Genomic DNA, 13,161 nt, shown 5'->3' with positions numbered 1-13,161 from the left:
TCCCCGGTGCACGGGGAGAAGGTGGCCCAAAGGGCCGGATGAGGGGCAGCGCCAACCTCTGAACTCAGCGCTGCCCCTCACCCTGCTTCGCTCGCAAGCTCGCTGCGCTTCCCTCTCCCCGTAAACGGGGCGAGCGTAAGAACGCCACTCAGGCCGCCTTCGCCAGCCCCGCGCCGACTTCCGCCAATATCTCATACGAGCGTTTGCGCGCGGCGTGATCAAACACCTGCGCGGTGACCATCAGCTCGTCGGCACCGGTGCGGGCAATGAACGCCTCGACACCACGCTGCACCGTTTCAGGTGAACCGACGACGGCGCAGGCGAGCGTCTGCGACAGCATCTGGCGGGCGACCGGGTCGAGCTCGCGCTCGTAGCCCTCGAGCGGGGCAGGCAGCCTGCCCGGCCTGCCGCTGCGCAGGTTGACGAAGGCCTGCTGGACGGAGGTGAACAAGAGCTTCGCCTCGGCATCCGTATCGGCGGCAACGATGTTGATGCCGGCCATGACATAGGGTTTTGCCAGCCGCTCCGAGGGCTGGAAGCGCGAGCGGTAGATCTCGATCGCGTGGTCGAGCTCGGAAGGAGCGAAGTGCGAGGCAAAGGCGTAGGGCAGGCCGAGCATGGCGGCGAGCTGTGCGCCATAGAGGCTGGAGCCGAGTACCCAGACTTCGACCTGCTCGCCCTCGCCGGGTACGGCGCGGATGCGCTGTTCGGGCGTCGCCGGCTCGAAATAGCCCATCAGCTCGACCACATCCTGCGGGAAATTGTCGACGCCGGCTTCGAGATTGCGGCGCAGGGCACGTGCGGTCAGCATGTCGGTGCCGGGCGCCCGGCCGATGCCGAGGTCGATACGGCCGGGGTGCAGGGCGGCCAGCGTGCCGAACTGCTCGGCGATGACCAGCGGCGCATGGTTGGGAAGCATGATGCCGCCGGCGCCGACGCGGATAGTGCTGGTGCCGGCCGCGACGTGGGCGATCACGACAGAGGTCGCAGCACTCGCGATACCAGCCATGTTGTGGTGCTCAGCCAGCCAGTAGCGGTGGAAGCCGAGCTTCTCGGCGTGGCGGGCGAGGTCGAGCGTGTTCTTCAGCGATTGGGCGGCAGTGCTGCCTTCGGTGACCGGCGAAAGGTCGAGGACGGACAATGTGGTCATGAGGCAGCTCCGGCGGGTGGGGACCCGCCGGATATAGGAAGCGTTAGCTGCGCAAACAAACCTTCCCGCTGAAGGTATGTTTTGGTCCAGCGGCTGAAGCGCTCTGATTGCGCTTCCGGCCGATGGTTCAGGCCGCCGTGTCGACGGCTGGAACGCCCAGTTCCTTGCGCACCAGTGGCGCCACCTTGGTGCCGTAGAGCTCGATCGCCTTCATGATCTTGTCGTGCGGCATGATGCCGATCGCCATCTGCAGTAGGAAGCGGTCGTTCTTGAAGATCTTGTGCTGGGCGACGATCTTTTCGGCAACCACTTCCGGAGTGCCAACGAACAGTGCGCCGTTCGGTCCACGCGACTGGTCGAAATGCGCCCGCGAGGTCGGGCCCCAGCCGCGCTCGCGGCCGATGCGGTTCATCACCTCGGCCTGCGGCAGGTAGAAGTCGTCCGCCGCCTGTTCTGTGGTCTCGCCGATGAAGCCGTGCACGTTGATGCTGGTCGCCAGCTTGGCCGTGTCCTGGCCGGCGCGACGTGCCGCCTCGCGGTAGAGATCGAAGAGCGGCGCGAAGCGGGCCGGCTCGCCGCCGATGATGGCGAGCGCCAGCGGCAGGCCGAGTACGCCGGCACGTGCCGCCGACTGCGGCGTGCCGCCAATGGCGATCCAGATCGGCAGCAGCTCCTGATAGGGGCGGGGATAGACGCCGCGATCGTTGATCGGCGCCCGGTGCGTGCCTTGCCAGGTCACGCGTTCGCTCTCGCGCAGTGCCAAAAGCAGATCGAGCTTTTCGGCGAACAGCTCGTCATAGTCCTCGAGATTGTAGCCGAACAGCGGAAACGATTCGATGAACGAACCGCGGCCGGCCATGATCTCGGCACGGCCGCCCGACAGCTGGTCGAGCGTGGCGAATTGCTGGAACACGCGCACGGGATCGTCTGATGACAGCACCGTCACGGCGCTGGTCAGGCGGATGCGCTTGGTGCGCTCGGCGGCGGCGGCAAGTGCGATGACGGGTGCCGAGGCGGCATAATCGGGGCGATGGTGCTCGCCAAGGCCGAAAACGTCGAGCCCGACCTGGTCGGCCAGCTCGATTTCCTCGATGAGATTGCGCAGCCGCTGGTGCGCTCCGATGGCACCGGGCCCCGGCTCTGGGCTAACGTCCGCAAAAGTGTAGAGGCCAAGTTCCATGATCTCTGGTCCTGTCGCTATTGTTCGTGCTACAGGTAGCCATCGCTCCACGAAGTCGCCAGACGCGATCTAGTGAACAATCCATATCGAGATTGGCGTCAAAGAGCGTTTCCTATCCGCAACATAGCGCGAATTCATGGGAGACATGCCTTTTTGGCGCTTGAACTATGCCTTCGTGCGCGTATGTAAGCGGCGCGAAGTGACTCCAGGGAAATCAAATTGGCAATCTACCGAGAAAAAGACGTCTTTGAGCGGCGTAACGCTGCCAATGACGCAAAGAAGGCCCTCCTCGAAAAGTACAAGGCACGCCCCGCAGCTGACGATCCGGCCGTTCTGGCCCGTCAGGCCGAGCGCAAGGCTATCCTCGAAGCTCGCGCCATCCGCGAAGCCGAGAAGGAAAAGCTGAGGCAGGAACGCCTGGCCCGCGAAGCCATTGAAAGGGCCGAGCGCGAAGCCAAGGCTGAAGCCGAACGTCTCGCCGCCGAAGAGGCTGCACAGGCAGAAGCAAAGGCACGTGAGGCCGAAGAGGCCGACCGTATCAGCCGCGTGCTCTCCGACGAAGCCGAACGCAAGGCCAAGCGTGACGCGCGCTATGCTGCCCGCAAGGCGCGCGGCAAGCGCATGCCGCCTTCGGCCAACTACGGCTGAGCACAGGCCACTTCGGCCTGCACTCGCCGGAATGACGTATCGGCCCGCTAGCCGGGCTCGATAGCGCAAAATTCACATCGTCAGCGATTCGCGACCGGGGAAGCCAAGACCCGGGCGCGGATCGCTTTTGTGCGTCCGCTGCATGCGGCTTCGACTCCTGTCGATGTCAGGGCACGGAAGATTAGAAATGGGAAAGGGGTGAGGCCCGCCCGTTTCGGGCAGGCCGCCGCATGGCTGCGGATCAGGCGACCAGCTTGAGGCCGACGATGCCGGAGACGATCAGGCCGATACAGGCGAGGCGAAGTGCCGTCGCCGGCTCGCCCAGCAGCCAGATGCCAAGCATCGCGGTGCCGACAGTACCGATGCCGGTCCAGATCGCATAGGCGGTGCCGACGGGCAGCGTCTTCAGCGCCAGGCCGAGCAGGCCGAGGCTGACGATCATCGAGGCAATGGTAAGCACGGTCGGCATCGGCTTGGTGAAGCCTTCGGTGTATTTCAGGCCGATAGCCCAGCCGATTTCGAAAATTCCCGCGAAAAACAGATAAGTCCAAGCCATGGAACGCTCCAATGGAATGGCGGGTCGTCCCAGCCGGTTTTTAGGGGGAAGCGCAGGGTCGTCCCTGCGCCCGATCAAATAGGACTTTCGGAAGAGAAGTTCAACCCGCGCCCGGCCGTGACAGCCGGGCGAGGTCTGCGTCAGGCTCGTGAGGACTACTTGTCCTTGAGCTTGGTCGCTTGCACCGGAGGCGCCTTGAAAGCCGGCGCAGGTGCTGGCTTCTTGGCGTCTTTCTTGGGTTTCCGGGCTTCTTTCCCGGCTTTCATCGCACCCTTGGCCATGATTCGTTTCTCCCGCTGCTGAGAAGCGAAGTGAAACGCGAAGTTGTCGCGCTTGCAAGAGGGGTCTTGGGGCACCGGATCGCCACAGGTCAGGCCAATGAAAAGAGCTTGAGCATGCCTCCGCGCTCGCTACAGTCGCACGGGTGAGGGACCGATGGCAGGACATTCCGGCTCCAGGCTTGTGATCTTCGCGGCGATTGCCGGCAATCTGCTGATCGCCGTCACCAAGTTCGTCGCCGCGGCCTTCACCGGCAGCTCGGCGATGCTGTCGGAAGGTGTGCATTCGCTGGTCGACACCGGCAACGGGCTGCTGCTGCTCTACGGGCTGCACCGCGCTGCCAGGCCGCCTGACATCACGCACCCGCTTGGCCATGGCCGCGAGCTCTATTTCTGGAGCTTCATCGTAGCCTTGCTGGTGTTTGCGCTCGGTGCCGGCGTCGCTTTCTATGAAGGCGTCATCCACATGCTCCACCCCGAGCCGATCGAGAACCCGCTGATCAACTATGTGGTGCTTGGCGCCTGCATGGTGTTCGAGGGCGGTTCGTGGCTGGTGGCGCTCAAGGAGTTTCGCCGCAGCAAGGGCAGCCTCGGCTACATCCAGGCGGTGCGTCGCAGCAAGGACCCGAGCGTCTACACCGTGCTGTTCGAAGACAGCGCGGCACTGCTCGGTCTGGTCATTGCCTTTGCCGGCATTTTTGCCGCGCATTATTTCGAGCAGCCTTGGCTCGATGGCGCCGCTTCGATCGGCATCAGCCTGATCCTGGGCGCGACGGCGGTGTTCCTGGCGCGCGAGAGCAAGGGTTTGCTGATGGGCGAGCCGGCTTCGCCTGACGTCCAGGCGGCGATCCTGGCGATTGCCCAGGCCGATCCCGCCGTCGAGAAAGCCAATGGCGTGCTGACTGTGCATCTGGGGCCGGAGCAGGTCGTTGCCGGGCTCAGCCTCGATTTCGTCGATCACATTTCGGCCGCCGAGATCGAAGCTTGCGTCGAAAGGCTGGAGGCAAAGCTCAAGGCCGAGATTCGCGAGGTGACGTCGGTGTTCGTCAAGCCGCAGACATCGCGGCTCTGGACGGAACGCCGTGACCGGATCGTGAACGCTGAGGCGGAGACACCGGTGCCCGAGGGCGGCTAGTGTGCCGCGGAATCACCCGTTGCAGGACAGGAGGAGTTCGAAGTGAAGATCGAAGGCGGGTGCCATTGCGGCGCCATCACCTACAAGGCCGACGTCGATCCGGAGAAGACGGCGATCTGCCATTGCACCGACTGCCAGAAGCTGACTGGAACGGCCTTCCGCGTCACCGTGCCGGTGCCGGAGGACAAGATCGCGTTCTCGGGCGCGCCGAAGATTTATGTCAAAGTTGGCGAAAGCGGCAACAAGCGCGCCCAGGGCTTCTGCCCCGAATGCGGCTCGCACCTGTTCGCCACCTCGGTCGGCGATGGGCCCAAGGTCTATGGGCTGAGGACGGGCACTTCGGACCAGCGCGAGCAACTAGTGCCCCGCAAGCAGGTCTGGCATCGCTCGGCGCTGCACTGGCTGCCGGAGTTCGACGGCATGGAGACGGTGGAGAAGGCCTAATCTTCTTCGACGACGCGCAGGCGGAGCTGGCCGGTCTTGGAATCGGCCGCACGCGCCGCAGGCACCCGGGGCGCTTCCTCAGCCTCGCCGGCATGGCCGGTGCCAAACTCCAGCGCCTCGATCTTTTCGCCGCGCTTGGTGACCTTGGACGACGACACGAGGATGTCGTCGATATCCTTCGAGGCCTGGCCGAAATGCGTCTGTAGTTTGCGCACCCGTTCGTCGAGGCGGCCGACATCCTCCATGAGGCGGATGACCTCGCCCTGGATCAGGTGCGCCTGTTCGCGCATGCGTGCGTCCTTGAGGATCGCCTGGATGACTTGGATCGACAGCATCAGCAGTGACGGCGAGACGATGACGATGCGGGCGCGGTGGGCCCGATGCACCAGCGATTCGAAGTTCTCGTGGATCTCGGCGAAGATCGATTCCGAAGGCACGAACATGAAGGCGGTGTCCTGGGTCTCGCCTGAGATCAGGTACTTGTCGGCGATTGCCTTGATGTGGACCTCGAGGTCGCGCCGGAACGCCTGGGCGGCATATTTCTGTGCATCCGCCGCACCCTCGGCATCGGCCGCGGCGCGGATCGCGTTCCAGGCCTCGAGCGGAAACTTGGCGTCGATCACCAGCGACGGCGCGCCGTTCGGCATTTTGACCAGGCAGTCCGGCCGGTTGTTGTTCGACAGCGTCGCCTGGAATTCATAGGCGCCAAGCGGCAGGCCGTCGGCGACGATCGCTTCCATGCGCGACTGGCCGAAGGCGCCGCGCGTCTGCTTGTTGGACAGGATCGCCTGCAACTGCACCACCTGGCCGGCGAGCGACTGGATGTTGCCCTGGGCGGTGTCGATGACCGCCAGCCGCTCCTGCAGCTTCGCCAGGCTCTCATGCGTCGATTTGGTCTGATCGGCCATGGTCTGGCCAAGGCGGCCGGTCATGGCGTCGAGCCGCTGGCTGAGCGACTGGGTGAGCTCCGCCTGGCGCGATCCGAAGATTTCCGCCACCGTACCCAACCGGCCCTGCATCTCCGCCTGCGCCTGCAGGATGCCCGCCATGCGGGCCTCGGCATCGCGGGCGTGGTCGGCGGCCTCCGCGGCAGCAACCGCGCGTGCCTTGGCCGAGCGCCACAGGGCAACCATCAGCACGACGAGCAGTGCGACGAACAGTATGGCCGCGAACAACAGCGCTTGCCCGAGCGTGAGCACGGAGGCGCCAAGCTGGGCGATGGGGGAGGACAGGATGCTGGAAAGCTCGTTCATGGCGCGCACCATAGCCGATTCGCACCAAAGGGTCAGATCAAAACGGGAACATCAACGATCGAGCCCTGTTGACGGTTTTCGTCCGACATCTTAGTTGATGCGCATGACTATCAAGCCGCTCATCATCCTGCCCGATCCGCTCCTGCGCCTGGTTTCCAAGCCGGTCGAGCGCATCGACGACGCCACCCGCAAGTTCGCGCGCGACATGCTCGACACCATGTATGACGCGCCGGGCATCGGCCTTGCCGCCATCCAGGTCGGCGAGCCGCTGCGCATGCTGGTGATCGACCTTGCCAAGGAAGGCGAGGAGCCGGCGCCGATGACGGTCATCAATCCCGAGATCGTCTCGCGCAGCGACGACCGCTCGATCTACGAGGAAGGCTGTCTGTCGATCCCGGACTACTATGCCGAGGTCGAGCGCCCGGCCAAGGTGCGGGTCAAGTATCTCGACGAGAACGCCAAGGAGCAGGAAGTCGAAGCCACCGGCCTTCTGGCCACCTGCCTGCAGCACGAGATCGACCATCTGGATGGCGTGCTGTTCATCGACTACATCTCCAAGCTCAAGCGCGACATGGTGATGAAGAAGTTCAAGAAGCTCGCCAAGGACCGCCCGCCGAGCCGCATGGTGGGGTGATTCTTCGACGGACTTGACCTCAGGCTCGTAAACCCGTTTGAAGCGAGGGCCTGAACGGTCGGCAGACGCCGTCCGGGGTCTTGAAACTGGACAGCCGGAACAGAATGAGCCTTCGCGTCATCTTCATGGGCACGCCGGATTTCTCGGTGCCGACACTGCGTGCGATAGCGGACGCAGGCCACGATGTCGTCGCCGTCTATTCGCAGCCGCCGCGCGCCGCTGGCCGGCGTGGGCTGGAGTTGACGCCGTCGCCGGTGCAGCGCGAGGCCGAGCGGCTGGGCATCGAGGTGCGCACGCCGCTGTCGCTGAAAGGCGAGGCCGAGCAGGCCGTCTTTGCCGAGCTCAAGGCCGATGTTGCTGTCGTCGTCGCCTATGGTTTGCTGCTGCCAAAGGCCATTCTTCAGGGTACGCGACTGGGCTGCTACAATGGCCACGCGTCGCTTCTGCCGCGCTGGCGCGGGGCGGCTCCAATCCAGCGCGCCATCATGGCGGGCGACGCGGAGACCGGCATGATGGTCATGCGGATGGAAGAGGGCCTGGACACCGGACCGGTGGCGCGACTTGAAAAAGTCGCGATTGGACCCGACATGACGGCCGGTGAGCTGCACGACCGCCTGATGGCGGCAGATGCTTCGCTGATGGTCGAGGCTCTCGCAGAGCTGGAAGCGGGCAGGCTGGAAACAGTGCCGCAACCATCGGAAGGCGTGACCTACGCCAAAAAAATCGATAAAGCGGAGACGCGGATCGATTGGACCTTGCCGGCGACGGCGGTCGACAACAATATCCGCGGCCTGTCGCCATTCCCCGGCGCATGGTGCGAAATCGAAATCGGCGGACGAACCGAGCGCTTGAAAATATTGCGCTCGCAACGCGCCGCTGGACAAGGAGAGCCGGGAACGGTTCTCGACGACCGGTTGGAGATTGCCTGCGGCGAAGCTGCCGTCAGGCTGGTCGAGGTGCAAAGGGCGGGAGGAAAACCCGTCACCGCGGATGAATTCCTGCGCGGTGCCAAGATCGAAAAAGGAATGAAGTTGTCATGAGCATGATGTCGATCCGGGCGGCTACGCCCCGCGACCGCGAGGCGATCCGCCTCGTCGAAGAACACGCCTTCGGGCAGCAGGCCGAGGCCGGTCTCGTCGATGCGCTGGTTGCCGAAGGCGACGCGATCGTCGAACTGGTGGCCGAGGAAGATGGCGATGTGGTTGGCCACATCCTGTTTTCCAGGCTCTACATCCAGAACGGCGGCAGGACGGTTCCGGCTGTCGCACTAGCCCCGCTTGCGGTTGAGCCCGATTTCCACGGCACCGGCATCGGTGGCGCGCTGGTCCGCGAAGCCCACATCCGCCTCAAGGACGCCGGCGAAACTTTGGCCGTGGTGCTTGGCGATCCGGCCTATTACGGCCGCTTCGGCTATAGCCACGATCGGGCAGCAGGGTTCGAGAGTGACTACCAGTGCGACGCGCTGCAGGCGCTTGCCTGGGGTGATGCGCCCGTATCAGGCAAGCTGGTCTATGCCTCGGCTTTCGGCACCGCTCTGGCCGCCTAAGCGGCCGGAGTTATCACCCGAACATGCCGCGCTATCGCCTCGATCTCGAATATGACGGTCGCGCCTATGCCGGCTGGCAGCGGCAGGCCGGGCTGCACACTGTGCAGGCGGCGATCGAGCAGGCGATCCTGAAGTTCTCGGGAGACGAAATCTCGTTGCGTGGCGCCGGCCGCACCGACGCGGGCGTGCATGCGACCGCGCAGGTCGCCCATGCCGACCTGACCAAGGAGTGGGCCGACGACAAGGTGCGCGACGCCGTCAACGCGCATCTGCAGATGGCCGGCGAAACCGTCTCGGTGCTCGCCGCTAGGCAGGTGCCGGATGAGTTCGACGCCCGCTTCTCCGCCACCGGCCGGCATTACATCTACCGCATCCTCAATCGCCGTGCGCCGGCGGCACTCGAGCGCGGCAAGGTCTGGTGGGTGCCCAAGCGCCTCGACCACGAGGCGATGGCGGATGCCGCCAAGCTTCTGCTCGGCCGGCACGATTTCACCACCTTCCGCTCGACCCAATGCCAGGCCAACAGCCCGCTGAGGACGCTCGCCCAGCTCGACGTGACGCGTACCGGCGAGATGATCGAGGTCAGGACGTCGGCGCGCTCGTTTCTGCACAACCAGGTCCGCTCGATGGTCGGCAGCCTGAAGCGGGTCGGCGAGGGCGGCTGGACGGCCGACGACCTCAAGGCAGCACTCGAAGCGCGCAACCGCGCCGCCTGTGGCCAGGTCGCGCCGCCCGACGGGCTCTATCTCAGCGGCGTCGACTACTAACCCTTAGTAGATTGGATTCGTGCCGAGCTTCGGCGCCGGCCAGTCCTGGGTGATGCCGGGTTGAACAGGCCGTTCGAGATAGGTCGACAGCACGACATAGCTGCGCGTCGAGGTCACGCCCGGCGTGTCGTAGATGCGGGCGAGCAGCCCTTCCAGCGCGCGTGTGTCCTCGGTCCGTACCTTGAGCAGGATACAGGCATCGCCGGCGACCGTGTGGATCTCCTCGACCTCCGGAAACGACGATACGGCCATCAGTTCCGGTGTCTTACCCCAACCCCTCGTGTCGACATGGACGAAGGCCAAAAGCGGCTTGCCGACGGACCTGGGATCGGCCATCGCAACCGTCTGGCGGATCGCGCCGGATCGGCGCATGCGCTTGACCCGTTCGTGCGCTGCCGGCGCTGACATGCCGGCCTTCTCGCCCAGTTCGGCGTAGGAGACCGTCGCGTCCTCGACCAGTGCGCCTAACAGCCTTCGGTCGGCGGCATCGATCGAACGCTCCGGCAAGCGGTTCTGCCGAATGGCGTCTGTTTCTTCACCCATCCGGAAATTCTCCGTTGAAGCTGAACATCATTCGGCGAATATGCGCCAATGTCGAACTCTGATCAAACATTTCCTCTCGCTGCCGAGCCTGTTGCCCGCATTCCGCGGGCTGCCTATCTGCTGACGGGCTGCATCGCCGTCATCGGCTCCAATTCGCTGGTCCTCGGCCCGATCGCACCCGAGGTTGCCGCCGGCTTTGGCAGCTCCGTGCCGGTGGTCATGACGGCTGCCTCGGCGTTCGGACTGGGCACTGCGGCGAGTGCCTTGTTCCTTGCCCGCTACATCGACCGCATCGGCGCCAAGCGCATGCTGCAGCGGGCGCTGGCGTTGCTGGCCTTAGCCCTCGTGGCGAGTGCCGCGGCACCTCTGGTCATCGTGCTGGTCGCGGCACAACTGCTTGCCGGCATCGCGGCAGGCATAGCCTTGCCCGCGATCTATGCCAGCGCCACCGCAGTCGCGCCGCCCGGCCGCGAGAGCGGAACAATCGGCGTCGTGCTGACCGGCTGGACGCTGTCGATGGTAGCCGGCGTTTCGCTGTCGGCCGTGCTTGCTGACCTCATTCACTGGCGCGCGGTATTCGGCGCGGTGGCATTGCTAGCTGCGGTCGCATTGGCGGCGATTTCGGCGATGTCGGCCGACGACAAGCCTGCTGGCGGTGTCGCGCCCGCGCCGCTTGGGGCGCTGGCAACGCCCGGCATCGTGCCACTGCTGATCGCCTGCGGCGCCTTCATGACGGCTTTCTATGGCGTCTATGGCTATCTCGGCGACCATCTGCACGAGGCGCTCGGGCGCCCGGTCAGCAGCAGCGGCCTTGCCGCCATTTCCTACGGCATCGGTTTCGGCGCAGCGGCTCTGCTTGACGGCATCGTCGACCGGATCGGCGCCCGGCGTGTCATGCCCATCGCCTATCTCGGCGTGGCGGCAATCTACGTTCTGATATCAGCAGTTGCGGGCAATTTCGCCGTGCTGATCGCCACCATGGCCCTGTGGGGACTGGGCAACCATTTTGGTCTGAACGTGCTGGTCATGCGCCTGTCCGCGCTCGATCCCAGCAGGCGTGGCACCATCATGGGGCTGAACAGCGCGGTGACCTATCTCGCAGTGTCGGTCGGCACCACTGCCTTCGGCCCGCTTTACGCCAACTACGGCTTTGCAGTTTCGGCAGTTGTCGCGGCAGTGCTGATGCTGGCTGCAGCGGCGGCTGCCTGGCGCTGAGCTCTATTGCTGGCTCAGGCCGGCAGCTGGATTCCGAGCAGCGTCTGCAGCGAAAACAGCACCAGCAGCGACACGAAGAACATGCCAGCGAAAACGGCCGATCCGATCGCCGCGCCCTTGCCGATGGTCGCATTGGTCATGCGCCAGGTGAACACCATCGCCAGCGCGAACACCGCCAGCGACAGCAGCGAAACAACGTTCTCAGCCGCCGGAAACAGCATGCGGGCAAGCGCCGCCGGCAGCATAAGCCAGGCGATGATCGCCGACGTCCAGTTGCTGGCGACGACATAATGGACGAAGCGGTCGCCGATGCCGACACGCGGCGCCACCAGCGCCAGTGCAATCAGCGGCAGGACCCATGCGCCGATGTCGACCATGGCCAGCCGCACGACGATGCCGAAACGGCCGGCGAAGGTCGCCGTTTCCAGCGCTACGTCGTTTGATACTCCGGCCCAGCCGACGACGAGGGCAGGGACGGCAACCAGGATGGCGAAGAACGAGTTCCAGAAGCCGTCGGCGCTGAGATCGAGTTGGCGCAGGCCATCGGCCTTGCCCAGCATCAGTCGCCAGGCGCCCGCGAGATTCTGCTCGATTTCATCGCTTGCCAGCATCAGGGCTTCGTCATCCGAACCAGTCTGCGAGGAACTGCTGGTAGACCTGTGTCAGCTGCTCAAGCTCGGCAAGCGGCACGCGCTCGTCGACCATGTGCATGGTCTTGCCGACAAGCCCGAACTCGACGACCGGGCAGTAGTCCTTGATGAAGCGCGCATCCGAGGTGCCGCCCGTCGTCGACAGCTTGGGCTTGCGCCCGGTGACGCGCTTGATCGAACCGGCAAGTGCCTCGATCAGCTTGTCGTTGCGGGTCAGGAAGACGTGGCTCGGCCGGTCGCGCCAGATCAGCTCGAACTCGATCGGCTCCTTGCGGCCCTTGCGGTATTTCTTGCGTCCGCTCGCCTTGTCCAGCCGGTTGTGGATCTCGGCCTGCAGCGTCTCGGCCGTCCAGGTGTCGTTGAAGCGGATGTTGAAGCTGGCGGTCGCCTTCGCCGGAATGACGTTCGTCGCCGGGTTGCCGACGTCGAAGGTGGTGACCTCCAGGTTCGACGGCTGGAAATCCTTGGTGCCCTTGTCGAACACCGGGTTGAGTAGCGCGTCGACCAGCGTCATCAGCCCGCGCACCGGATTGTCAGCGAGGTGCGGATAGGCGGCGTGGCCCTGCCTGCCATTGACGGTGATGGTGGCCGAAATCGAGCCGCGGCGGCCGATCTTGATCATGTCGCCGAGCGCATCGGGGTTGGTCGGTTCGCCAACAAGCGAGGCGTCCCACTTTTCGCCGCGCGAGGCCGCCCATTCGAGCAGCTTGACTGTGCCGTTGATCGAGGGGCCTTCCTCGTCGCCGGTGATCAGCAGCGAGATCGAACCCTTGGGACCGCCATGGGCCTCGACGTGACGGGCGACCGCCGCGATGAAGCAGGCGATGCCGCCCTTCATGTCGACAGCGCCACGGCCATACATCTCGCCATTGTCGATCGCTGCCGAAAACGGCGGGTGCTTCCACGCCGCCTCGTCGCCGACCGGCACCACGTCGGTATGTCCGGCAAACATCAGATGCGGCCCGTTGCCCGAGCGGCGGGCATAGAGGTTCTCGACATCTGGCGTGCCGTCCTCGGAGAAGGTCGGGCGGTCGACGGCGAAACCGAGCGGCTTCAGCATGGTCTCAAGCGCCGTCAGCGCACCGCCTTCGGCCGGCGTAACCGACGGGCAGCGGATGAGGGTGGCGAGGTTCTCGGCGGGATCTGTAGGCAGCTTCATGGC

Annotated in this window: 16 protein-coding genes; 8 read left to right on the top strand and 8 right to left on the bottom strand. The window is 64.9% G+C overall.

Translation table 11 applies throughout. The features are described 5' to 3' along the window. Nucleotides 1-148: 148 nt before the first annotated feature. Nucleotides 149-1,150, bottom strand: a complete 1,002-nt coding sequence (locus ACSQ3E_RS24470; RefSeq protein WP_436124642.1) for an LLM class flavin-dependent oxidoreductase — start codon at nucleotides 1,148-1,150, stop codon at nucleotides 149-151. A 127-nt stretch (nucleotides 1,151-1,277) separates the two neighbouring features. Beyond that, nucleotides 1,278-2,330: an LLM class flavin-dependent oxidoreductase gene (locus tag ACSQ3E_RS24465; protein ID WP_436124641.1), complete on the bottom strand. Its 1,053-nt coding sequence runs from the start codon at nucleotides 2,328-2,330 to the stop codon at nucleotides 1,278-1,280. A gap of 219 nt (nucleotides 2,331-2,549) precedes the next feature. Here ACSQ3E_RS24465 and ACSQ3E_RS24460 point away from each other — a divergent pair, with 219 nt between their 5' ends. Next, the gene (locus ACSQ3E_RS24460; RefSeq protein ID WP_310319417.1) at nucleotides 2,550-2,978 is read left to right on the top strand and encodes a DUF6481 family protein; all 429 of its coding nucleotides are present in this window, start codon (nucleotides 2,550-2,552) and stop codon (nucleotides 2,976-2,978) included. A 241-nt stretch (nucleotides 2,979-3,219) separates the two neighbouring features. On the opposite strand, the gene sugE is transcribed toward ACSQ3E_RS24460, so the two are convergent. Both sugE and ACSQ3E_RS24450 read right to left on the bottom strand, forming a co-directional pair. After that, nucleotides 3,220-3,534 (bottom strand): quaternary ammonium compound efflux SMR transporter SugE, encoded by a 315-nt coding sequence (sugE, locus tag ACSQ3E_RS24455; RefSeq protein ID WP_067965664.1) that lies wholly within the window; start codon nucleotides 3,532-3,534, stop codon nucleotides 3,220-3,222. A 155-nt stretch (nucleotides 3,535-3,689) separates the two neighbouring features. After that, complete coding sequence (locus tag ACSQ3E_RS24450; RefSeq protein WP_018426265.1) at nucleotides 3,690-3,815, bottom strand: hypothetical protein; 126 nt, start codon at nucleotides 3,813-3,815, stop codon at nucleotides 3,690-3,692. 154 nt (nucleotides 3,816-3,969) lie between these two features. Here ACSQ3E_RS24450 and ACSQ3E_RS24445 point away from each other — a divergent pair, with 154 nt between their 5' ends. Next, nucleotides 3,970-4,947, top strand: a complete 978-nt coding sequence (locus ACSQ3E_RS24445) for a cation diffusion facilitator family transporter (protein ID WP_436124640.1) — start codon at nucleotides 3,970-3,972, stop codon at nucleotides 4,945-4,947. A 42-nt stretch (nucleotides 4,948-4,989) separates the two neighbouring features. Further along, a complete protein-coding gene (locus tag ACSQ3E_RS24440; RefSeq protein WP_436124639.1) occupies nucleotides 4,990-5,391 on the top strand; it encodes a GFA family protein in 402 nt (133 codons plus the stop codon). Here ACSQ3E_RS24440 and ACSQ3E_RS24435 read toward each other — a convergent pair. Next, complete coding sequence (locus tag ACSQ3E_RS24435) at nucleotides 5,388-6,644, bottom strand: DNA recombination protein RmuC (RefSeq protein WP_436124638.1); 1,257 nt, start codon at nucleotides 6,642-6,644, stop codon at nucleotides 5,388-5,390. The genes ACSQ3E_RS24440 and ACSQ3E_RS24435 overlap by 4 nt on opposite strands. 103 nt (nucleotides 6,645-6,747) lie before the next feature. Between ACSQ3E_RS24435 and def the strand changes: the two genes are divergently transcribed. From def to truA, 4 genes are all read left to right on the top strand, one after another. Further along, entirely contained in the window at nucleotides 6,748-7,278 is a 531-nt protein-coding gene (gene def / locus ACSQ3E_RS24430; RefSeq protein ID WP_436124695.1) for a peptide deformylase, read from the top strand. Nucleotides 7,279-7,382: 104 nt separating this feature from the next. Beyond that, nucleotides 7,383-8,318 carry a methionyl-tRNA formyltransferase gene (fmt, locus tag ACSQ3E_RS24425; protein ID WP_436124637.1) on the top strand — a complete coding sequence of 312 codons (936 nt, stop codon included), beginning with the start codon at nucleotides 7,383-7,385 and terminating at the stop codon, nucleotides 8,316-8,318. Next, the gene (locus tag ACSQ3E_RS24420; RefSeq protein ID WP_436124636.1) at nucleotides 8,315-8,824 is read left to right on the top strand and encodes a GNAT family N-acetyltransferase; all 510 of its coding nucleotides are present in this window, start codon (nucleotides 8,315-8,317) and stop codon (nucleotides 8,822-8,824) included. The genes fmt and ACSQ3E_RS24420 overlap by 4 nt, the downstream gene beginning before the upstream one ends. Before the next feature lie 23 nt (nucleotides 8,825-8,847). After that, entirely contained in the window at nucleotides 8,848-9,591 is a 744-nt protein-coding gene (gene truA / locus ACSQ3E_RS24415; RefSeq protein WP_310319399.1) for a tRNA pseudouridine(38-40) synthase TruA, read from the top strand. Nucleotides 9,592-9,594: 3 nt separating this feature from the next. On the opposite strand, the gene ACSQ3E_RS24410 is transcribed toward truA, so the two are convergent. Continuing rightward, on the bottom strand, nucleotides 9,595-10,134 hold the full coding sequence (locus ACSQ3E_RS24410) for an Lrp/AsnC family transcriptional regulator (RefSeq protein ID WP_310319396.1): 540 nt from the start codon (nucleotides 10,132-10,134) through the stop codon (nucleotides 9,595-9,597). A 48-nt stretch (nucleotides 10,135-10,182) separates the two neighbouring features. On the opposite strand from ACSQ3E_RS24410, the gene ACSQ3E_RS24405 reads away from it, so the two are divergent. After that, complete coding sequence (locus ACSQ3E_RS24405; protein WP_436124635.1) at nucleotides 10,183-11,349, top strand: MFS transporter; 1,167 nt, start codon at nucleotides 10,183-10,185, stop codon at nucleotides 11,347-11,349. A gap of 14 nt (nucleotides 11,350-11,363) precedes the next feature. On the opposite strand, the gene ACSQ3E_RS24400 is transcribed toward ACSQ3E_RS24405, so the two are convergent. Continuing rightward, entirely contained in the window at nucleotides 11,364-11,960 is a 597-nt protein-coding gene (locus ACSQ3E_RS24400) for a transporter (RefSeq protein ID WP_436124634.1), read from the bottom strand. 10 nt (nucleotides 11,961-11,970) lie between these two features. After that, nucleotides 11,971-13,158, bottom strand: coding sequence for a succinyl-diaminopimelate desuccinylase (gene dapE / locus ACSQ3E_RS24395; protein WP_436124633.1), 1,188 nt, complete (start codon nucleotides 13,156-13,158; stop codon nucleotides 11,971-11,973). Between the last annotated feature and the right edge of the window lie 3 nt (nucleotides 13,159-13,161).

Source organism: Aminobacter sp. LjRoot7 (assembly GCF_964252895.1).
GTDB lineage: Bacteria > Pseudomonadota > Alphaproteobacteria > Rhizobiales > Rhizobiaceae > Aminobacter > Aminobacter aminovorans_B.
Note: the sequence above shows the minus strand (reverse complement) of the source record. Positions and strands in the feature narration are given on the sequence as shown.